The organism is Streptomyces sp. CA-251387 (assembly GCF_050936625.1).
Taxonomy (GTDB): domain Bacteria; phylum Actinomycetota; class Actinomycetes; order Streptomycetales; family Streptomycetaceae; genus Streptomyces.
On the sequence record NZ_JBNJMJ010000001.1, the window covers coordinates 1,729,014 to 1,749,722 of the forward strand.

Genomic DNA, 20,709 nt, shown 5'->3' on the forward strand with positions numbered 1-20,709 from the left:
AGTCGATCAGCGTGGGGTCATGGCCGGCCGGCCGTAGTGGTCGGCTACCACCTGTGCCATGGCCCCGATCCGGTCCGCGGCCGAGTCCTTCGCGGCGAAGAAGACGTGCCCGCGTGTCTCCGGGTACTGCTTCGCCAGGGTGAGGTGGCGCGACAGCTCGGCCGGGTCCTGCCAGGCCTCGGGCTGCGCGGGGTCCCCGGCCTTGTACAGCGCCTCACCGACGTACAGCTGCGTCCTGCTGCCCCGCGCCACCTCCGCCCACCAGGGCAGGAGCTTGGCGTAGTCGGCGGCGGCGAAGCCGATGTTCCAGTACAGCTGCGGGCAGATGTAGTCGATCCAGCCCTCGCGGACCCACTTCCGGGTGTCCGCGTAGAGGTCGTCGTACGTCTCCACGCCCGCCCGTGAGTCGGAGCCGAGCGGGTCGGTGGCGGCGTTGCGCCACACCCCGAACGGGCTGATACCGAACTGGGTGCTGGGCCGGATCCGCCGGATGCCGGCCGCCATCTCGTCGACCAGCTTGTCGATGTTGTCCCGCCGCCAGTCGGCCCGGCTCGCGAAGCCGGTGCCGTAGCGGTTGTAGGCCTCGGTGTCGTCGAAGGCCTGGTCCGCCACGGGATAGGGGTAGAAGTAGTCGTCGAAGTGGACCCCGTCGAGCGGATACCTCTCCACTGCGTCGAGCATCGCCCGCTGCACGAAGGCCCGGACGTCGGGCAGCCCCGGGTTGTAGTAGAGCTTGCCGCCGTAGGTCACCACCCACTCGGGGTGCTTGCGGGCGGGGTGCGACTCGGCCAGCTTGGCGGGGTCCGTGTGGTTGGCGATGCGGTACGGGTTGAACCAGGCGTGCAGCTGCAGGCCACGGGCGTGGGCCTCGGCGACGGCCCTGCCGAGCGGGTCCCAGCCGGGGTCCTTGCCCTGGGTGCCGGTGAGGACCTGGGACCACGGCTCGTACGGCGACGGCCACAGGGCGTCGGCCGTCGGCCGGACCTGGAGGATCACCGTGTTCAGGCGGCGCTCCACCGCCCTGTCCAGATGGCTGATCAGCTCGTCGCACTGCTCTTTCGCGGTCAGCCCCTGCTTGGAGGGCCAGTCCCGGTTCGCCACGGTCGCGATCCACACGCCGCGCATCTCCCGGGTCCACCGTCGCCGGTCCCGTTCCGACCCGTCCGCCATGGCGGCACCCGCCGCCATCGCGCCGCCTCCCGCCACGAGTGCCGACAGGGCGGTCACCGCGAAGGCCCGCCGTGACAGCCGTGACTTCCGGTGCAGCATCTCTTCGTACCTCCGTGTGCCGTGGTCAAGGGCCCACCCCCGGGGTGAAGATCCGTATGGTCCGGATCACACCCCGCGCCAGCTTTTCATGAGGCACCCGAACGATCGATCAAACTTCGCCGAAGGTAACGTGCAGGTTTGGAGCAGGCGTCGAACAACGGCGGACCTGCCGCAGTCGTGGATCAGCGAAGGGGACGATGTGACCGGCATCTCCGGAGATATTGCACGCGTCGGCGTGGTGGGCTGCGGCCAGATGGGAGCGGGCATCGCCGAGGTGTGCGCCCGCGCCGGCCTGGACGTGAAGGTCGCCGAGACCACCGGCGAGGCCCTGGAGATCGGCCGTACCCGGCTGTTCAACTCCCTGGCCAAGGCCGCCGAGCGCGGCAAGATCAGCGAGGAGGAGCTGGACGCCACGCAGGCGCGGCTGTCCTTCACCACCGACCTGGGCGAGTTCGCCGACCGCGACCTGGTGATCGAGGCGGTCGTCGAGAACGAGCAGGTGAAGACCGAGATCTTCCAGGTGCTGGACCAGGTCGTGACCCGCCCGGACGCGATCCTGGCCTCCAACACCTCCTCGATCCCGCTGGTGAAGCTGGCGGTCGCCACCTCGCGCCCCGACCAGGTCATCGGCATCCACTTCTTCAACCCGGCCCCGGTGCAGAAGCTCGTCGAGCTGATCCCGGCGCTCACCACCTCCGAGGGCACCCTCAGCCGGGCCCAGGTCTTCACCGAGAAGCTGCTCGGCAAGCACGCCATCCGCGCCCAGGACCGCTCCGGGTTCGTGGTCAACGCGCTGCTGATCCCCTACCTGCTCTCCGCGATCCGGATGTTCGAGACCGGCATCGCCAGCCGTGAGGACATCGACAACGGCATGGAGATGGGCTGCGCCCACCCGATGGGCCCGCTGAAGCTGTCCGACCTGATCGGGCTGGACACGGTCGCCTCCGTGGCGCAGAGCATGTACGAGGAGTACAAGGAGCCGCTGTACGCCGCTCCCCCGCTGCTGCAGCGCATGGTCGACGCGGGCCGGCTGGGCCGTAAGACCGGCTCGGGCTTCTACACGTACGGCTGATTACAGACCGTCAGATTCCGGCCAAGTACACGGGCTCGGCACCGAGAAGGTGCCGGGCCCGTGTCATTCACACACCGTGTGCGCTCCGGGCTCGCATATGCCACTCACACACTCTCCCCATGCGCCCACCAGGCGAGTTCACTTTCCCTGCGCATGCAAGGGATGACAGATGACTACGGAAAGGAGCGGACTCGTGACCGCCGATCCCGAGCATCCCGTCGTATCCGGAGAACTCGCAGAGTTACGACGTCGCCTCGACGTCGCCTACGCCCGCGTGGAGGGCGGGCTGGCTCTGCTCACGCACCGCAGCGAGGAGACCGCCAAGGAACTCGACGAGTTGAACACCCGGATCCACACACTGGAACACACGCGCTGGCCGCTGCCCGCGGTCGCCGCCCTCACCGCCGTGGGTGCTCTCGTCGTGGCGATCTGGCAGGCGATCGGACGCTAGCCGAGCCTGAGAGACGCTAGCCGAGCCTGAGATGGTGCAGCATCAGTAACGCGGCCGCCATGTTGGCGGCCGGGACCTCCCCACGGGCGACCATGTCGGGGACGAGCTTGAGAGGGACCCATTCCCGGCGGTCCGACTCGAAGTCGTCCACGGGATGCCCGACGTACTCGCCCTCGTCGGCCCAGTAGATGTGGTGCCGGGCGTCGGTGAGCCCGTTGGAGGGCTCCACGCTCATGAGGTGGTGCAGGGGTCCCGGCCGCCAGCCGGTCTCCTCCTCGAGCTCCCTGGCGGCCGCGCGGGCGATGTCCTCGCCGTCCTCGACGACGCCCGCCGCGAGTTCCCACCCCCAGCTGTCGGTGATGAAACGGTGGCGCCACAGGAGGAGGACCTCATTGGCCTCGTTGACCACCGTGGCCACGGCGACCGGCCGCAGCCGTATGAGGAAGTGGTCCAGGTGCCGCCCGTCGGGCAGCTCCACGTCTGCCAGGTTGACGGTGAACCAGCGGTTTTCATACACAGTTTGTTCGTTCTGTTTCGTCCACTGCACGGTTCTGCCACCTTCCGTCGAGTAAGTGGCAATATCGCAGCAGGGACTATGAGGTGTCGGTGTTCGAGTACCGGCCTGCAGCGGCCTAAAGCGGTACGCGCAGCGCTCCGTCGATGAGTTCGGCGGCCTCGGACGTGCCCGCGCAGCCGCTGCGCACCAGGTGCTCGCGGACCGCCCGGAGTCTGTCGCGCAGGCGCTGGGACTCCATGCCCCGCGCCTGCTCGGCCATCTGCACCGCCGTGGCCACCGCCTTGTCGGCGTTGCCCTGGCGCAGCTCGATCGTGCTGAGCATGGCCAGCCGGTGCACCCGGCCCCGGTCGTGGGCCGGATTGTCGACGGCGGCCGCGGCATGCTCCCCCGCGGCCGCCAGCTCCCCGAGACTCAGCAGGGCCTCCGCCACCTGGACGTTGACGAGTCCGGGCTGGACATAGCCCGTTTCGTCGGGTTCGTACCCGCGATGGATACGTTCGGCGGCCTGCTCGGCACGCCGGATGCAGGACAGGGCGCTCGTGCCGTCGCCGAGGTGGGCGTACGCCTTCGCCTGCATCGCGTACAGGTCGGAGGCGAGGGCCGGGGTGATGTGCTTGCCGGCGGCTCGCAGCGCGGCCTCCGCGAAGGCGACGGCCTGCCGGAACTCCCGCATGAACAGCGACTGGTTGACCAGCAGCGCGATCACATAGGCGCCGAGTCCCCGGTCCCCGCTGGCCTTGGCGAGCCGCAGGGCCTGGTGGAAGTAGCGCTGGGCGAGGCCGTGCGCGTCGGAGTCGTACGCGCAGATTCCGGCGACGGCCACCAACCCGCCCGTGGCGCGGTGGAGTTGACGGCCCGTGGCGTCGGTGTAGCTGCCGCGCAGCAGCGGGGCGGCCTCGGCGTTCAGGAACCCGACGATCCGGGTGCGGGTCGCTATGCCGCCCGCCTTCCGGTACATCTGCTCGTAGTGGGTGCGCGCGGCCCGCAGCATCTCGATGTCGGCGGGCGTGACCCGGTGCCGGCCCCCGCGCGAGACATCCACGTCCTCGGGCGGGTTCTCCCACTCCCACACCGGCATGACGGCGGGCGTGCCCGTGACCGCGGGTGCGCCCAGGATGTGCGGCCGTTGCTGCTCGTCGGAGCGCCACAGGGCGGTGGCCCGCTCCACGAAGCCGGACAGCGAGGTGGCGTGCGCGGTGGACGGTTCGCCGGGCACGCCGAGGCCGATGTCGTCGAGCGTGACGGTACGGTGCAGGCGGGCGGCGAGCACCTCACAGATCAGGTCGGGCACCTGACCGCGCGGCCGCTGGCCCTTCAACCACCGTGCGACGGCGGTGTGTTCGTAGCGCAGTGCGAGCCCGCGCGCCCGCCCCGCCTGATTCACGTGTGCGGCCAGCCCCGCGTGCGAGATCCCGGCCTCGTCCAGGATCGCGTCGAGCAGAGTGTTGGGCTGCATATGTGCCCCCCGGTGGCTCGGTGCCGACAGAGTAGTGCGAACCGCTTCACACGGGGTGTGAACGGAGTGCCCGAATCCGCAGCGTGCGCGCGCTGTTGCGGAGAGTTCCGAGCCGGTTGACTGAAATGCCTCGCAAGAGGCCGGCCGGGCCGCCGGCTCCCCCTCGTACAGTGCGGCGGCCCGCATCCGCGCCGTCCGCCCAGCTGCCTGCCCGACACTCCGTGGCTGGGCGGATGGCGACGCCGGCGCCGCGCTAGCTACGCCGGGTGACTAAACGCCGTAGGACTAGCGGTGGTTTGTCGGTTGCGGGTTGTATGTGGCTGGTCGCGCAGTTCCCCGCGCCCCTGAGGGTTGGCTGCACTGCAGCCTGGTTCGGTCGTTCCGTAGGACCAGTAGCGCTATGTCGTCTGCCTGCCTTCCTCTTGTGTGGCGGATGAGAGCCGTGAAGAGGGTGCGCAGGATCGTCTGGGGATTGATCGGGTCGTTTCGTACGGCGCCGATCAGCGCCGCCTGTAGGGGAAAGAACCGGCCTCTTGCATCCCTCGCGTCCTCGACGCCGTCCGTGTACAGGACCAGGGAGTCGCCGGGGAGCAGGGAGCCGCAGGGCAGCGGGGTCAGTTCGGTGGGAAGGGGGAACGGGCCGAGGGGTGGGAGGGGATCGGCTCGGGCCAAGGGTTCGACGCTGGTGCCGCTCAGCAGGTACGGCCAAGGATGGCCGCAGTTGAGGGCGGTGATCTCGCCGTCCGGGCCGATCTCCAGCAGCAGGACGGTGACGAACTCCTCGGCGACCGGGGTGTCCGGTTCCAGGCCGGAAGCGGGGTGCTCGTCGCGTGCCCGTTCGCGCAGGTGCCGGGCCAGGGCGCGGTCCAGTCTGCGCAGCACGCGGCCCAGGTCGGGCTCGTCGTGGACGGCCTCGCGGAAGCTGCCGAGGACCGCGGCGACGGTGCCGATGGCGGCGATGCCATGGCCGCGTACGTCGCCCATCACCGCCCGCACGCCGTGCTCGGTGGCGATGACCTCGTACAGGTCACCGCCGACACAGGCGCTGCGATCCGCGGAGAGCTGGGCGGCGGCGACGTTCAGCCCGTCGATGCGCGCGGGGAGCGGCCGCAGCAGTGCACTCTGCGCGGCACCGGCGACCTTGCGGACCTGGCGGAGCTCACGCAACAGGGCCTGCCGGACGTGCAGAATCAGACCGGTACCCACGGCGAAGAAGACGGCGCCGGTGACGAGCCGGGCGCCGAGGCTGTCCTGCTGAGCCAGCGGGCAGGTCAACTTGTACGTGATCGCCATCGCACCCCAGGCGGTGGGCAGCCCCATCGCCAGCACCTTCCGGGGAACCCGGGCCTTGATGCGGAACATGCCGTTGGCCCCCCAATAGGCCCTGACAACGCAGACGGACCGACCTCGAAAGGCCGGTCCGATTCTGTCGAGAGATGACCCGGAAGTACCAGATCACCCAGAGAAGTCACCCTATTGAGTGAGGTGACCACAACGCGCCGCGATAGGGGGTGTGGGGGCGTGCCCCCACAGGGGCGCGGGGAACTGCGCGACCAGCCACAGCGAACCCGCAGCCGGCACACAACACAGTCCCCCGCGGCGATCAGCCCCTCAGCACCGCCCCGGTCCGCTCGCCCGCCAGGGCCACCGCGGCGTCCCGAGCCGCCGAAGCCTCGTCCACGGTCAGCGTCCGGTCACCCGCACGGAAGCGCAACGCATACGCCAGCGACTTCTTGCCGTCACCGAGCTGCTCGTCGTTGACGTACACGTCGAACAGCCGGATCGCCTCAAGGAGTTCGCCCGCCCCCTCACGCAGCGCGGCCTCGACCTCCGCGGCCGGCACCGGCTTGTCCACCACGAGGGCGACATCCTGCGTGGCAACGGGGAACGTGGAGATGCTCGGCGCCTGCGGCGTACCGTCGCCGACCTGCTCCAGCGCGTCCAGGTCCAGCTCCATCGCACAGGTGCGCGCGGGCAGACCCAGCGCCTTGAGCACCCTCGGGTGCAGCTCACCGGCGTGCCCTACGACCCGCTCGGCGCCGTCCACGGTGATCGCCAGCTCGGCGCACCGGCCCGGGTGCCACGGCCCGTACTGCCCGGCCCGCAGGCTCAGCTCGGCCCCCGCCTCGCGGGCCACGAGCCGCGCCGCCTCGACCGCGTCGGCCCAGTCGGCCGGACGGCCCTTGCCCCACCAGCCGGCCTGTTCCCGGGCCCCGGCGAGAACGACGGCGACGTGCCGTGGCTGCTCGGGGAGCACGGCGTTCAGTGCCGCGATCTCCTCGTCGGTCGGACGCCGGTCGACGGTCAGGTGCCCGGCAGTGCCCTGCTGCTCACGCGGCTGGAAGACCAGGCCCGTCTCGAACAGCGCCAGATCGTGCGAACCGCGCCCGTCATTGCGCCGCAGCGCACCGAGCAGACCCGGCAGCAGCGACGTACGCAGCGCGGGCTCCTCGTCGTTGAGCGGGTTGACCAGCTTGACGACGCGGCGGGCCGGGTCGTCGGCCGCCAGTCCCAGCTGGTCGAAGACCTGCTCGCTGACGAAGGGGTAGTTCGGCGCCTCGACATAGCCGGCCCCGGCCAGCACGCGGCCGACCCGGCGGTGCAGCCGCTGGCGGTGGGTCAGGCCACGGCCGGACGGCGGCTTGGGCAGCGTGGAAGGCAGGTTCTCGTAGCCTTCCAGGCGGATGACCTCTTCGGCCAGGTCGTTCGGCTCCAGCAGGTCGGGCCGCCAGGACGGCACGGTGACGATCAGCTCGTCCTGCCCGTACACGTCGCAGCCGATCTCCTGCAGCCGCCGTACGACGGTCTCGCGGCCGTACACGACGCCCGCGACCTTGTCCGGGTGGTCGGCCGGGGTGGTGATGGTGTGCGGGCCGGACGGCGTGACGACCTCGGTGACACCGGCCTCCGCCGTACCACCCGCCAGCAGCACCAGCAGATCCACCGTCCGCTGGGCCGCCGCGGCGGCCGCCGCCGGGTCGACGCCGCGCTCGAAGCGGCGGGACGCCTCCGACGACAGCTTGTGGCGGCGGGCCGTACGGGCGATGGCGACCTGGTCGAAGTGGGCGGCCTCGATCACGACGTCGGTGGTCGCGTTCTCCACATCATCGTGGTCGGCGATCTCCGTGTTGGCGCCGCCCATGACGCCCGCGAGGCCGATCGGGCCGCGCTCGTCGGTGATGACGAGGTCCTCGGCGTGCAGCTTGCGCTCGACGCCGTCGAGGGTGACGAGCTTCTCGCCCTCCTCGGCCCGGCGCACGCCGATGGTGCCCTGGACCAGCTTGCGGTCGTAGGCGTGCAGGGGCTGGCCGAGTTCCATCATCACGTAGTTGGTGATGTCGACGGCGAGCGAGATCGGACGCATGCCGACCTTCTGCAGGCGGCGCTGCAGCCAGATCGGGGAGCGCGCCTCGGGGCTCAGGCCGGTCACCGTGCGGGCGGTGAAGCGGTCGCAGCCGATGGGGTCGGAGACCTGCACCGGGTAGCCGAAGGCGTTCGGGCCGGGCACGTCGAGCAGGGCCGGGTCGCGCAGCGGCAGGCCGTAGGCGATGGCGGTCTCGCGGGCGACGCCGCGGATGGACAGGCAGTCGCCGCGGTTGGCGGTGACGGCGATGTCCAGGACCTCGTCGACCAGTTCGAGCAGCTCGATGGCGTCCTTGCCGACCTCGGTCTCCGGCGGCAGCACGATGATGCCGTGCGTGCCGTCGTCGCCCATGCCCAGCTCGCTGGTGGAGCAGATCATGCCGTGCGAGACGCGGCCGTAGGTCTTGCGGGCGGCGATCTCGAAGCCGCCGGGCAGCACCGCGCCCGGGAGCACGACCACGACCTTGTCGCCGACCTGGAAGTTGCGGGCGCCGCAGATCAGCTCCTGGGGCTCGCCGGTGCCGTTGGCGGTGCCGACGTCGACGGTGCAGAAGCGGATCGGCTTCTTGAACTCCGTCAGCTCCTCGATGGTCAGCACCTGGCCGACCACGAGCGGGCCCTTGAGGTCGGCGCCGAGCTGCTCGACGGTCTCGACCTCCAGACCTGCGGAAATGAGCTTGGCCTGGACGTCACGGCCGGTCTCCGTCGCCGGCAGGTCGACGTACTCCCGCAGCCAAGAAAGCGGGACCCGCATCAGATCTCCATCCCGAACGGCCGGGTGAACCGGACGTCACCCTCGACCATGTCTCGCATGTCTTCGACGTTGTGGCGGAACATCAGCATCCGCTCGATGCCGAACCCGAAGGCGAAGCCGCTGTACTTCTCCGGGTCGACGCCGCAGGCGGTGAGCACCCGCGGGTTGACCATGCCGCAGCCGCCGAGCTCGATCCAGCCTTCGGAGGAGCAGGTACGGCAGGGGCGGTCGGGGTTGCCGACGGACTCGCCGCGGCAGACGTAGCACACCATGTCCATCTCGGCGGACGGCTCGGTGAACGGGAAGAAGTTCGGCCGCAGCCGGGTCTTCATGCCCTCGCCGAACAGGGACTGGACCATGTGGTCCAGGGTGCCCTTGAGGTCCGCCATGGTCAGGCCCTCGTCCACGGCGAGCAGCTCGACCTGGTGGAAGACCGGGGTGTGCGTGGCGTCCAGCTCGTCGGTGCGGTACACGCGGCCGGGACAGATCACGTAGACCGGCAGCTCGCGGTCGAGCAGGGAGCGGATCTGCACGGGCGAGGTGTGCGTGCGCAGCACGACACCGGACTCGGAGCCGCCGTCCGGGCCCTGCACGAAGAAGGTGTCAGCCTCGCCGCGCGCGGGGTGGTCCGGGCCGATGTTGAGGGCGTCGAAGTTGAACCACTCGGCCTCGACCTGCGGGCCCTCGGCGACCTCGTAGCCCATGGCCACGAAGACGTCCTCGATGCGCTCGGAGAGCGTGGTGAGCGGGTGGCGGGCGCCGGCCGGTACGCGGTCGTACGGCAGGGTGACGTCCACGGACTCCTCGACCAGCACGCGCTGGTCGCGCTCGGCCTCCAGCTCGGCCTGGCGGGCGGCGAGGGCCTTGTTGACGGCGCCACGGGCCTGGCCGACGCGCTTGCCGGCCTCGGCCTTGGCATGCGGGGGCAGGGCGCCGATCTCGCGGTTGGCGAGGGCCAGCGGGGAGGTGCCGCCGGTGTGGGCGACCTTGGCCTCCTGGAGCGCGTTGAGGGAGTCCGCGGCGGCGAAGGCGGCGAGCGCCTCGTCCCGCATGCGCTCGATCTCTTCTGGTTTCAGTGCCTCGACCTCGACAGGGTCGTACGACTTATTCGGTGCCGACATCTCTTCCCGTGCTTCCGATTGGCTGGCGGATGGCCCCGTACCGACTCGTGGACATCTCGTCACGGTTATTGGGACACAAAGGTGCCAAAGGCCGAGTCTAACGGGGTTGAGGTGAGCGAATGCGCCCGTGGGGCTCGGTCCGGTTCTCAGGTGAGATACGCCGGTGCCGCCACGGGCAACGTAAATCGGAACTGTGCGCCGCCGCCGGGGGCGCGGCCGACCGTGATGGTGCCGCCGTGGGCCTCGACGATGCCCTTGACGATGTAGAGCCCGAGGCCCGTGCCGCCGCGCTTGCTGCCCCGCCAGAAGCGGGTGAAGACGCGGTTCATGGACTCCTCCGGGATGCCGGGCCCCTCGTCGCTCACCGTGACCGACGTGCCGGTTTCCTCGCCTTCGCGCGGGGACGCCGTGGCCGTGATGTCAATGGTGACCGTTCCGTCGCCGTGCCGCACGGCATTTTCGATGAGGTTGCTGAGCACCTGGTCGATCTTGTCGGGGTCGGCCCACAGGGCGGGCAGCGGCTGCTCGATGCGCAGCAGGAACCGGTCGGCGACCTGGCCGGCCGCGACGTACGCCTGAATGTGCCGCCCGACGGCCGCGCCGATGTCGACGGGCTGGCGCCGCACCTCCAGCCTCCCGCTGTCGATCCGCGAGATGTCGAGCAGCTCGGCGATGAGGCGGGTGACGCGGTCGGCGTCGGCGTCGACGGTCTCCAGCATCAGCCGCTTCTGGTCATCGGTGAAGCGTTCCCACTTGGCGAGGAGGGTGGCGGTGAAGCCCTTGACGGAGGTGAGCGGCGAACGCAGCTCATGGGCCACGGTCGCGATCAGCTCGGCGTGAGAGCGCTCGGTGCGGCGGCGGGCCTCGGTGTCGCGGAGCGAGACGACGACCCGGCACACGGGCCCGGTGGGCTCGCTGCGCACGTACCGCACGGAGACGAGCACCTCACGCCCGCCGGGCAGCAGCAGATTGCGCTCGGGCTGCCTGCGCCTGATTGCCAGCCCGCCGTAGGGGTCGGTCAGCTGCCACCAGCGCCGCCCCTCCAGGTCCTCTAACGGCAGGGCCTTCTCCAGCCGCTGCCCGAGGGCGTCGGCGGCGGCTACGGCGGTGATGCGCTCGGCGGCGGCGTTGAAGCAGATGACGTGCCCGTGCTCATCGGCGACGACGAGGCCGTCGGGCAGGTCGTCGGGATTGATTCCGAGCTCCGCGGATTCACCGGGCGACCGGGACGCGGACGGCCGCCGCACCTCCCGTGCCCCCGGTGCGCTGCTCGTGCCGACACTCATCCCCGTACCCCACCTCTCACGACGGCTTTGGGGCCCCCGAGCTGGTCACCCTACTAGCTCTCGGTGACGGAACGGCACCCTCCGGAGGCGCGCTGTGCACGGGCCGACGCATAGAGACATACGGCGGCGGCGGTGGCGAGGTTCAGGCTCTCGGCCTTCCCGTGGATCGGCACGCGCACGACGGCGTCGGCCAGCGCACGGGTCTCCTCCGGGAGCCCCCACGCCTCGTTCCCGAACACCCAGGCGGTCGGCCCGCCCATGGTGCCCTTGTCGAGCTCGTCGTCCAGATCCCGGTCCCCGGCTCCGTCGGCGGCGAGGATCCGCACACCGGCGTCCTGCAACCCGGCAACGGCCCGCTCGACGGGCACTCCGACGGCGACGGGAAGGTGGAACAGCGACCCGACGGAGGCCCGTACGGCCTTGGGGTTGTACAGATCGACGGACGCGTCGGTGAGTACGACGGCCTCGGCACCGGCGGCATCGGCGCACCGCAGCACGGTCCCGGCGTTCCCCGGGTCCCGCACATGCGCCAGTACGGCGACAAGCTTGGGCCGGGCGGCGAGGATCTCCTCGAAGGGGGTGTCGATGAACCGGCAGATCCCGACGAGCCCCTGCGGCGTGACGGTGGTCGAGATATCGGCGATCACCTGCTCGGCGGCGAGATGAACCCGGGCCCCGGCGTCGCGCGCCTCCCCGATGATGTCGGCGTACCGCTCCGCGGCCTCGACGGTCGTGAACAACTCCACGAGCGTGTCCCCGTAAGCCGCCGCCTCCCGCACGGCCTGCGGCCCCTCGGCGAGAAACAGCCGCTCCTTGCCCCGGAAGTTCCGCTTGGCGAGCCGCCGGGCGGCGGAGACCCGCGGGGAACGGGGGGAAATCAGCTCGGGGGCAACGGGAGGCATGCGGTTCACCTAACTTTTTGTTCCGCCGCAACGGCGATCAACCACGACGGCGGACTCCGGCGGTGCCGAACCCGCCCGCACCACGACATGCAACGGACCCGCAGGCAAAACCCACGGGTCCGTTCAGTCACGTCGGCTCAAGCCAAGCGCAGCGGTCACGCAGCCTTCGGCGCGTTGACGTCGCTCGGCAGCGCCTTCTGGGCCACCTCGACGAGCGCGGCGAACGCGTTGGCGTCGTTGACGGCCAGCTCGGCCAGGATCTTACGGTCGACCTCGACGTTCGCGGCCTTCAGACCCTGGATGAAGCGGTTGTACGTGATGCCGTTGGCGCGGGCAGCGGCGTTGATGCGCTGGATCCACAGCTGGCGGAAGTCACCCTTGCGCTTCTTGCGGTCGTTGTAGTTGTAGACCAGCGAGTGGGTGACCTGCTCCTTGGCCTTGCGGTACAGGCGCGAACGCTGACCGCGGTAGCCGGAGGCCTGCTCGAGGATCGCCCGGCGCTTCTTGTGGGCGTTCACTGCCCGCTTGACGCGTGCCACTTTTTAACTCCTTGTAGCGGGGCCGCGGTTGGACTCACACGGCCCGGAATCGATTGGGTCCCGGTCCAGACGTACGGCGCTCAGTGGAAGCGCCGCGTACGTCACTTGCCGAGAAGCTTCTTGATCTTCGCGGCGTCGCCCGGGGCCATTTCGGCGTTGCCGGTCAGGCGACGCGTCACGCGGGACGACTTGTGCTCGAGCAGGTGGCGCTTGCCGGCGCGCTCACGGAGCACCTTGCCGGAGCCGGTGACCTTGAAGCGCTTGCTGGCACCGCTGTGCGACTTGTTCTTCGGCATAGCGCCGTTCTCTCCTCGTCGGTGGCGCTCCGGTGCCCGGTCACGAAAACCGGGCACGGTGGAGCGTCGCTGTTGTATCGGTTACGTCCTGGGGACTTACGTCCCCCGGGATCACGCCTCGGCGGAAGCCTCGGCAGGGGCCTCGGCATTCACGGCGTCGGCGTCCGCGGCGTTCTGCGACTTGCCGGGGTTGGCCTTCGCTTCGGCCTTGCGGGCCTCCTGCGCCTGGCGGGCCTCGGCCATCGCCTCGGTCTTCTTCTTGTGCGGACCGAGAACCATGATCATGTTTCGGCCGTCCTGCTTCGGGTTCGACTCGACGAAACCGAGGTCCTGGACGTCCTCCGCGAGACGCTGCAGCAGTCGGTATCCCAGTTCGGGACGGGACTGCTCGCGACCACGGAACATGATCGTGATCTTGACCTTGTCGCCCTGCTTGAGGAACCGGACGACGTGACCCTTCTTGGTGTCATAGTCGTGCGGGTCGATCTTCGGCCGGAGCTTCATCTCCTTGATGACCGTGTGCGCCTGGTTCTTGCGCGCCTCACGGGCCTTCATGGCCGACTCGTACTTGAACTTCCCGTAGTCCATGAGCTTGCACACGGGCGGACGGGCGTTCGCCGCGACCTCGACCAGGTCCAGGTCGTACTCCTGCGCAAGCTCCAGTGCCTTGGCCAGCGGGACAATGCCCACCTGCTCGCCACTGGGACCGACAAGTCGCACCTCGGGAACGCGAATCCGGTCGTTGATGCGGGGCTCGGCGCTGATGGATCCTCCTCGGTTAGCACCACACGGCGGTCTGGCGGACAGCCGCGTATGTCTTCTTTCGTAAGACCTAACCGCGCCGAAGCACAAAAAATGCCCCGGACGATCACAGGCGGGGCTCCAGAACACTACCGGAGCACCGCCGCGATGATCGCGGGGCGCAATTTCGGGCGACTCCATCGTCCGTACGGAACGATGGGGGCGCCTGACCGGGGTGACCCGCCGTCCCGGAGGACGGTCAGGTGGGAAGTCGGAGCCTCCACTTGTGGGCCGATCGCTGAGACATATGTCTGGGCGTCCGGCCGGTCGTTACACAAGGTTAGCAGCAACCCGGGGGCGGTGCGAATCCTCGTACACCTGGGCCTATCGTGTGGGGCATGAGTGACACCCCTGCTGAGTCTTCCGAGGCTCCCGACTTCGACGAGATGACCCGCGACATCGCCGAGGTCCCCGCCGTCGAGGTGATCGTGACGGTCGCCGTCAACCTGATGAGCGCCGCCGCCGTGAAGCTCGGTCTGACCGAGGAGGGCGACAAGTACAAGGACCTGGACGAGGCCCGCAAGCTGGTGCACGCCCTCGCCGGTCTGCTGGACGCGAGCGCGACCGAGATCAGCTCGTTCCACGCGGCGCCGCTGCGCGACGGCCTGAAGTCGCTGCAGCTGGCCTTCCGCGAGGCGTCGATCGTCCCGGACGAGCCGGGCCAGGGGCCGGGCGAGAAGTACACCGGCCCGATCTACGGCTAGATCACCCTCGTACGTACAGGGGCTCGCCCGGTGGCGTCGCCTCGGCCGGCAGCACTGCCAGGTCGAGGCCGCGCACCAGGCGGGCCCTCAGTGTTTCGTCGGCGGCGAGGCGCCGCGCGACCGCGTGGACGCCGGCGTCGTGCGGCACGGCGGGCTCGAAGACCAGGGCGAGGGTGCCGTCCGCCCGGCCGGGGCCGAGATAGGCGCGCAGCACCGCGCCGACGTCGGCGACCGCGGCGCGCACCGCCTCCACGACCGCCGGGTCGGCCAGCGGGTCGGTGCTGGTACGCCCCTCGGCGAGGGCGAGCAGCGCCGGGCCCGTCAACTCGAACGGCACCGGCCCCGCCATGTCCAGCAAGAGCGTGTCGGCCTTCTCGTGCGCCGCGGCCTGCAGGGCCTGGTGCAGGGGTACGGCGACGGGACGGGCCGCCGGGTCCCAGCGGGCGAGCGACTCGGTGGACGTGAAGGCGGGCAGGGCGGTCCGATCGCCGGCCTTCAGGGTCGGTACGGCCATGTCGCTGGTCTTCTCGCGGCGCAGCCCGTTCTCGTCCTCCTCGACCTCGCCGAGCACGGCCACGACGGGCACGAGCAGCCGGGCGCCCTTGAGCGCCTCCAGGACGGGCGCCTCGGCGGTGCGGTCCTCGGCCCAGGCGGCGAGCGCGGTGCTCAGCCGGGGGTCGGCGGAGCCGTCGTCGTCGGAGAAGGGAGAGTCGGGAATGTTCTTGTTCGCCACGGTCACCGACCCTATCGGGGGGATGCTGCTGCGCTTGTGCGGCCCCGGAAACCTGCCCGTGACGCGCTTCACAGGAATCTCAGATTTCCCTGACGCACATCTAACGTCCGTCTAACGGCACGCACAGTCGCCGGCCCCACGATCGCGGGCATGGAGTCTTCCAGAGCCCGTCGCAGTCGCCGCGCTCGTCCATCCGGACGCCGCGCCCTGCTGTACGGCGCCCTCGCCACCGTCACCGTCCTCGGCGGTACGGCCGCGGGGACCGTGTACGTGAAGGCGCAGGCGCACTCCGGGGGAAGGGCCGTATCGTCGGCGGCGTCGCCGACGGCCTCACCTTCACCCTCGCCCTCGTCCTCGGCCGCGGCATCGGACTCGGTCTCGGTCTCGGTCTCGGCGAGTGAGGAGGTTTCGGTGGACGCTGTGGCGCAGCCGATGGTGGACCGCGACAAGCTGCTGGCGGCGGCCATGGAGTCGGTGGACGTCCCGGACGGTGTCGAGGTGTCGGTGGCGGTGCTGGACCTGGAGTCCGCGGAGAGCGCCTCGTACGGGGACGGCAGCTTCGACACGGCGAGCATCGTGAAGGTCGACATCCTGGCGGCGCTGCTGCTGCAGGCGCAGGACGAGGGGCGGCAGTTGACGGCGGCGGAGAAGTCGTACGCGACCGCGATGATCGAGAACAGTGACAACGCCTCCGCGTCGGAGCTGTGGCGGGCGATCGGGAAGGCGGAGGGCCTCGATGCCGCGAACGAGCGCTTCGGGCTGACGCGGACCGAGGGCGGCGACGGGATGCTGTGGGGCCTGACGCAGACCACGGCGGCCGATCAACTCAGGCTGCTGCGGCAGGTGTTCGGGGAGGACTCGGAGTTGAGCGAGGCGTCGCGGACGTATCTGCGCGGGCTGATGGGGCAGATCGCCGTGGGTCAGCAGTGGGGTGTGTCGGCGGCGGCCGACGGGACCGCGTGGGCGCTGAAGAACGGCTGGCTGCCGCGTACGGCGACCGGGCTGTGGGACATCAACAGCATCGGGCGGGTGACGGTCGACGGCCACGACTACCTGCTGGCCGCGCTGTCGAAGGGCAACGCGACCCAGACGAAGGGGATTTCGCTGGTCGAGGCGGCCGCGGTGGCGGCGGTTTCCGTGTTCGCCGGAGAAGGCGCCACCGCATCCGCATCCACTTCTGCTTCCGCTTCCGCTTCCGCTTCCGCTTCCGCGTCGGTGTCCGCCACGGCATCGTCGTAACCTGACCCGATGCCACCGTCAGACCTCCTGTCCCGAGCTCTGCATGACCCGGTCGATCCACCACTGCGGCCGCTCCCACCGCGGGTGGCTGAGCTTCTTCGCTCCCTCTGCGCCCCGCCGCGGCTGGCCGCCCATGTGCGTGCCGTCCACGATGTGGCGGTTCAACTGGTCGACTGGGTGGAGCGTCGCTGTCCCGAGCTCGGTGTCGACCGCGAGGCCGTCCTGTTCGGAGCGGCGACGCATGACATCGGCAAGACGGTGCACATCGCCGAGTTGTCCGGGCCCGGCTCCGCTCACGAAGAGGCGGGGAGGGAGCTGCTGCTGGCTCACGGGTTCGGGCCGGAGCTGGCCCGCTTCGCCGGCACGCACGGTGCATGGGCGGATCCCGCGGCGACATTCGAGGACCTGTTGGTGAGCACGGCTGACAAGGTCTGGAAGAACAAGCGCGTCCCAGAACTCGAAGACCTCGTCATTGCGCGGCTGGTGCAGGAAACAGGCAGACAGCGCTGGGAGGAGTACCTCGCCCTCGACGAGTTCCTCGGCCACATCGGCGATGGCGCGGACCACCGACTGGCCTTCCAGGCGTCCTTCCCCGTGCACGTCTAGGGCGTGCTGCTCCTTCAGCTTCGGCGGCGCGCTGGTGTGGGAGGTGACGAGTCTCAGAAATCGTGACGTCCGTGGCGGCCGCGCAACACGACGACCGCCGAGATCAGCAGGACGCCGCCGACGCCGCCCGCGAGCCAGGCCGTCCAACTCGTCGCGTCGTCCTCCGACTTGGCCGCGTCGGGGCCCGGGCCGAAGTATTTCTCGCCGTACGCCGCCGCCTGCAGGTTCTTCGGCTTGATGGCCGCGGCCTTCTTGATGGCGGCGGCCGGGTCGATGAAGCCGTAGCCGCGGGAGTCGTCGCGGCCGTCGGAGGGGGCGTTGCGAGCCGTGTCCTCCAGGAGCTTCTTGATCTGGGCCGGGGTCAGGCCGGGGTGGGCGGCCTTGATCAGGGCCACCGCACCGGAGACGAAGGCGGCGGCGGCGCTCGTGCCCCAGCCCTCGTAGTACTTGTGGTCGGGGTCGGCGATGACGACGTCGACGCCCGGGGCGCTGACCGTGGCGTACCAGCGGCGGGTGGAGAAGGAGGCGCGGGTGCCGTAGCGGTCGACGGCGGTCGCGGCGATGACGCCCGGGTAAGCGGCCGGGTAGGAGATGTGGTCGCCCTTCTCGCCGCCGTTGCCGGCGGAGGCGACGACGACGGCGCCCTTCTTCAGGGCGTACTGGACGGCCTCGTCCTCGCCGGCCTCGGGGTGGGCGGACTTGGAGTCGTCGCCGAGGGAGAGGTTGATGACGTCGGCGCCGTGGTCGGCGGCCCAGCGGATGCCTTCGGCGAGGGCGTTGCCGCGGGTGCTGCGGGCCTTGGCGCGGGCGGGGTCGCCGTCCTCGAGGATGACGCGGACGGGGAGGATCTTGGCCTCGGGGGCGATGCCCATGACCCCGTCGCCGTTGCCGGCGCCGTGTCCGTGGCCGGCGATGATGCCGGCCATCGCGGTGCCGTGCCGGGCCCAGGCGCGGTCGCCGCGCTCGGCGCCGAAGCCGACCATGTCCTTGCCCTCGAGGACGTTGCCGGCCAGGTCGGGGTGGTCGGCCTCGACGCCGGTGTCCAGGACGGCGACGGTGATGCCCTTGCCCTTGGTGGTCTGCCAGGCCTCCTGGGTGTGCATGGCGGCCAGGGCCCACTGGCGGGCGCGTATCGAGTCGGCGTGCGCGACGGTGGGCGGCAGGAGGGCGAGGCTCGCACCGAGGAGGACGGCGAGGGGGCCGGTTCGTCGGGCCATGAAGGTCCTCCGCGTCATGAAGGTCCTCCGGGTCGAGAAGGCCTGCGGGTCGAGACGGTCCTGCCGGTCGGGACAGTCCTGCCGGTCGAGACGGTCCTGCGGGTCGAAACGGTCCTGCCGGTCGAGACGGTCCTGCCCGGTCCGCGGGTCCAGTCCGTCCGTACGGCGTTCACCCGGGCCGCGGTGACCGCGCTGCTCCTGCCCGGGTTCATGACGACTGCTCCGTGGCCGGGCCGACGTTCTTGCGCAGGGCGCGTTCGACGCGGTCGGCGAGGCCCTGTGCCTCGTGGCCGAGGCCGGCCTGGGCGATGTCCGTGGTGGTGCCGGACTGCATGGCTTCCTCGGCGGGCTCGGGCTCGTCGACGGTGCGGTCGTCGGCCCAGCCGGAGACGGCGTAGACGACGACGGGCGCGTCGGTGAGGACGGAGACGGTCCAGGAGGCACGCTGTTCGTCGCCGAACCCGGCGGCCAGGGTGCCCTTGGCGGCGTAGGGGCGGGGCATGAGGTCGGTGCGGCGGTCCAGGCCCTCCTTGGCGAACCGGCTGTCGAGCGCGCGCATGGCGGCCGCGTCGGCCTTGGTGAAGAGCAGGCCGACGGTGGTGACGTAGCTCTGGGTGGCGTCGATGTAGGTGGCACGCAGCAGGCGCTCACAGCCGACGGGCGCGAGGGCCTTGCGCAGGAGCGGGTCGAAGGCCTCGGCACAGCCGCTGTCCGGGGCGACGGCGACCCGCGTCCAGATCCGGTCGGCGCCGCCGGGTCCGGCGCCCTTCCCGATCACCGTGGGTGGGAACAGCCGGTCGACGGGGACGCTGTGCCACAGGGTCCCGGCCGCGGTGAAGGTGTCCTGCGCACCGCCGTCGCCGGGGTCCCCGACCAGCCAACTCCCGGTCACGGCACCACCGATGAGGCCGAGTCCGAGCACGACACAGGCAGCGGCCACCGCCACCCGGGGCCGGATCCGTACCCCGAGGGGACGCGGGCGCGCCTGCTCGTCGTACCCCTCGGGCTCACCGAACGACACGACGGGCCGACCGGCTCCCGGCATCGTGCCCGGGGTCATGGGGGCGCTCCAGGACAGGGAGGGGTCCGGGGCGAACGAGGCGGAGCCGTGGCCGTTCGGGGAGTGGCCCGTGTGCCCCGTGGCGTGGGCAGGCCCGGCGGGGGCGGCGGCCGCATACCCGCTGCCTGCCGACCCCTGCCCGGCCGACGGCTCCCGCGCGGGAGGGAGCGGCGTCGATACGCCGGGCCGCGCGGGTGGCGGCACGGGACCGGCGCGGCGAGCGGACTCGGCGGGTGCGGAGCCCGCGGGGGTGCTCGGCTGCGGCCGCACGGCGCCGGAAGCTGCGGGCCCGCTGCCCGGCTGCGGAGACGCGTCCCTGGAGCCGCGCCCAGGCCCACCGCCCTGCTGAGAAGGCACACCGGCGGCACCTCGCGCGGAGGACTGGCGGTTGTCGGGCTCGGGCGACGGGTCGGCGGCGATCGGCCGGAGCCGGAAGGTGGTCTCCGCGGCCGTCTCGGCGGGGGCGCCCGTACGGCGTGATGGCGAGGGCCGCTCGGCCGGGCGGGGCGGTATGCCCCCGGGAGCGGCCTGCCCGGCGCCCTCCTGGCGCAACGATCCGCCGGGTTCCGTACGCCCGGCCGACGGCGGTGCGTCCGGGAAGCGCGCCGAGGCTCGGGGCGGGGGCGGAGACATGGACGCGGCGTCTCCAGGGGCCGGGACGCGCCGGTCGGGGATGTGGGGCGACGTACCGGACGTACTGGGCGATGTACCGGACGTACCAGAGGCACCGGACGTGGGGCGATCGGAGCCCGCCACGGCTTCCGGCCTCACGCCGACACCACCGCGCACCGACGCTTCCGGCATCGGGCCCGGCCCGCCGCGCACGGACCCCTCGGGCATGGCACCCGGCCCACGGCGCCCCGACCCTTCCGGCATGGCACCCGGCCCCCCACTCGCGGACCCCTCCGGCACCGCACCCAGCCCACCACGCACGGACCCCTCCGGCACCGCACCCGGCCCACGGCGCCCCGAACCTTCCGGCACCGAGCCCGGCCCACCGCCGATACCGCCAGGCACCGATCCCTCCGTTCGCGAACCCTCGCCGGTCGTCCGCGGGGGCTGCGCACCCGGGCCGTTCGTCTGCTCACCTTGCATGTCGCCGGCCGTCGGCGGCTCCGCGGGTCTCGGCGGGGTCGTCGGGCGGGGCGGGACGGCAGGCGGCGGGGGTGTGGTGGGGCGCGGGGGAATGGGGGCGCGGCGCGCTTCCGTGCTCATGCACCCCCCGTTTCCTCATGTCCGGGCCCGATCTCCTACGCGGGCCGTCGTTCCGTGTGCCGTCTTGCCCGCCGGGCGCGGACTCGTCCGACCAGGCACGCATACCCG

18 protein-coding genes and 1 pseudogene are annotated in these 20,709 nt (G+C 71.0%); 5 read left to right on the plus strand and 14 right to left on the minus strand.

What is annotated here, in order from left to right:
• Nucleotides 1-6 precede the first annotated feature (6 nt).
• Nucleotides 7-1,269 carry a glycoside hydrolase family 10 protein gene (locus ACQEV2_RS07600; RefSeq protein ID WP_433037884.1) on the minus strand — a complete coding sequence of 421 codons (1,263 nt, stop codon included), beginning with the start codon at nt 1,267-1,269 and terminating at the stop codon, nt 7-9.
• A 199-nt stretch (nt 1,270-1,468) separates the two neighbouring features.
• Here ACQEV2_RS07600 and ACQEV2_RS07605 point away from each other — a divergent pair, with 199 nt between their 5' ends.
• Both ACQEV2_RS07605 and ACQEV2_RS07610 read left to right on the plus strand, forming a co-directional pair.
• Nucleotides 1,469-2,341, plus strand: a complete 873-nt coding sequence (locus ACQEV2_RS07605) for a 3-hydroxybutyryl-CoA dehydrogenase (protein ID WP_433037885.1) — start codon at nt 1,469-1,471, stop codon at nt 2,339-2,341.
• Nucleotides 2,342-2,534: 193 nt separating this feature from the next.
• Complete coding sequence (locus tag ACQEV2_RS07610; protein WP_433037886.1) at nt 2,535-2,792, plus strand: hypothetical protein; 258 nt, start codon at nt 2,535-2,537, stop codon at nt 2,790-2,792.
• Nucleotides 2,793-2,808: 16 nt separating this feature from the next.
• Here ACQEV2_RS07610 and ACQEV2_RS07615 read toward each other — a convergent pair whose 3' ends face one another.
• The 10 genes and pseudogenes from ACQEV2_RS07615 to infC all read right to left on the minus strand — a co-directional run bounded on the left by ACQEV2_RS07615 (nt 2,809) and on the right by infC (nt 13,816).
• Nucleotides 2,809-3,339 (minus strand): NUDIX hydrolase, encoded by a 531-nt coding sequence (locus tag ACQEV2_RS07615; RefSeq protein ID WP_433037888.1) that lies wholly within the window; start codon nt 3,337-3,339, stop codon nt 2,809-2,811.
• A gap of 85 nt (nt 3,340-3,424) precedes the next feature.
• Nucleotides 3,425-4,765, minus strand: coding sequence for a transcriptional regulator (locus ACQEV2_RS07620; RefSeq protein WP_433037890.1), 1,341 nt, complete (start codon nt 4,763-4,765; stop codon nt 3,425-3,427).
• Between the two features lie 285 nt (nt 4,766-5,050).
• Nucleotides 5,051-6,127: a PP2C family protein-serine/threonine phosphatase gene (locus tag ACQEV2_RS07625; RefSeq protein ID WP_433037892.1), complete on the minus strand. Its 1,077-nt coding sequence runs from the start codon at nt 6,125-6,127 to the stop codon at nt 5,051-5,053.
• Between the two features lie 241 nt (nt 6,128-6,368).
• The gene (gene pheT / locus ACQEV2_RS07630; RefSeq protein ID WP_433037894.1) at nt 6,369-8,882 is read right to left on the minus strand and encodes a phenylalanine--tRNA ligase subunit beta; all 2,514 of its coding nucleotides are present in this window, start codon (nt 8,880-8,882) and stop codon (nt 6,369-6,371) included.
• Nucleotides 8,882-10,003: a phenylalanine--tRNA ligase subunit alpha gene (pheS, locus tag ACQEV2_RS07635; RefSeq protein ID WP_433037896.1), complete on the minus strand. Its 1,122-nt coding sequence runs from the start codon at nt 10,001-10,003 to the stop codon at nt 8,882-8,884. Before pheS ends, pheT begins: the two co-directional genes overlap by 1 nt.
• A gap of 146 nt (nt 10,004-10,149) precedes the next feature.
• Nucleotides 10,150-11,289, minus strand: a complete 1,140-nt coding sequence (locus ACQEV2_RS07640) for an ATP-binding protein (protein ID WP_433037898.1) — start codon at nt 11,287-11,289, stop codon at nt 10,150-10,152.
• 53 nt (nt 11,290-11,342) lie between these two features.
• Entirely contained in the window at nt 11,343-12,191 is an 849-nt protein-coding gene (locus ACQEV2_RS07645; protein WP_433037900.1) for a TrmH family RNA methyltransferase, read from the minus strand.
• 155 nt (nt 12,192-12,346) lie between these two features.
• On the minus strand, nt 12,347-12,730 hold the full coding sequence (gene rplT / locus ACQEV2_RS07650) for a 50S ribosomal protein L20 (RefSeq protein ID WP_006141703.1): 384 nt from the start codon (nt 12,728-12,730) through the stop codon (nt 12,347-12,349).
• A gap of 101 nt (nt 12,731-12,831) precedes the next feature.
• Nucleotides 12,832-13,026, minus strand: a complete 195-nt coding sequence (gene rpmI, locus ACQEV2_RS07655; RefSeq protein ID WP_004933563.1) for a 50S ribosomal protein L35 — start codon at nt 13,024-13,026, stop codon at nt 12,832-12,834.
• A gap of 111 nt (nt 13,027-13,137) precedes the next feature.
• Nucleotides 13,138-13,816, minus strand: a pseudogene (infC, locus tag ACQEV2_RS07660) (translation initiation factor IF-3).
• A 349-nt stretch (nt 13,817-14,165) separates the two neighbouring features.
• On the opposite strand from infC, the gene ACQEV2_RS07665 reads away from it, so the two are divergent.
• Nucleotides 14,166-14,531, plus strand: a complete 366-nt coding sequence (locus tag ACQEV2_RS07665) for a DUF1844 domain-containing protein (protein ID WP_433037904.1) — start codon at nt 14,166-14,168, stop codon at nt 14,529-14,531.
• A 1-nt stretch (nt 14,532) separates the two neighbouring features.
• On the opposite strand, the gene ACQEV2_RS07670 is transcribed toward ACQEV2_RS07665, so the two are convergent.
• Nucleotides 14,533-15,264 (minus strand): SseB family protein, encoded by a 732-nt coding sequence (locus ACQEV2_RS07670; RefSeq protein WP_433037906.1) that lies wholly within the window; start codon nt 15,262-15,264, stop codon nt 14,533-14,535.
• A gap of 150 nt (nt 15,265-15,414) precedes the next feature.
• Between ACQEV2_RS07670 and ACQEV2_RS07675 the strand changes: the two genes are divergently transcribed.
• Both ACQEV2_RS07675 and ACQEV2_RS07680 read left to right on the plus strand, forming a co-directional pair.
• Complete coding sequence (locus tag ACQEV2_RS07675; RefSeq protein ID WP_433037908.1) at nt 15,415-16,503, plus strand: serine hydrolase; 1,089 nt, start codon at nt 15,415-15,417, stop codon at nt 16,501-16,503.
• Between the two features lie 9 nt (nt 16,504-16,512).
• Nucleotides 16,513-17,109 carry an HD domain-containing protein gene (locus ACQEV2_RS07680; protein WP_433037910.1) on the plus strand — a complete coding sequence of 199 codons (597 nt, stop codon included), beginning with the start codon at nt 16,513-16,515 and terminating at the stop codon, nt 17,107-17,109.
• A 53-nt stretch (nt 17,110-17,162) separates the two neighbouring features.
• Here the strand turns inward: ACQEV2_RS07680 and mycP are convergent, their stop codons facing one another.
• Together mycP and ACQEV2_RS07690 are read right to left on the minus strand one after the other, a co-directional pair.
• Nucleotides 17,163-18,326 carry a type VII secretion-associated serine protease mycosin gene (gene mycP / locus ACQEV2_RS07685; RefSeq protein WP_433037912.1) on the minus strand — a complete coding sequence of 388 codons (1,164 nt, stop codon included), beginning with the start codon at nt 18,324-18,326 and terminating at the stop codon, nt 17,163-17,165.
• Nucleotides 18,327-18,534: 208 nt separating this feature from the next.
• Nucleotides 18,535-20,019, minus strand: coding sequence for a hypothetical protein (locus ACQEV2_RS07690; RefSeq protein WP_433037914.1), 1,485 nt, complete (start codon nt 20,017-20,019; stop codon nt 18,535-18,537).
• Between the last annotated feature and the right edge of the window lie 690 nt (nt 20,020-20,709).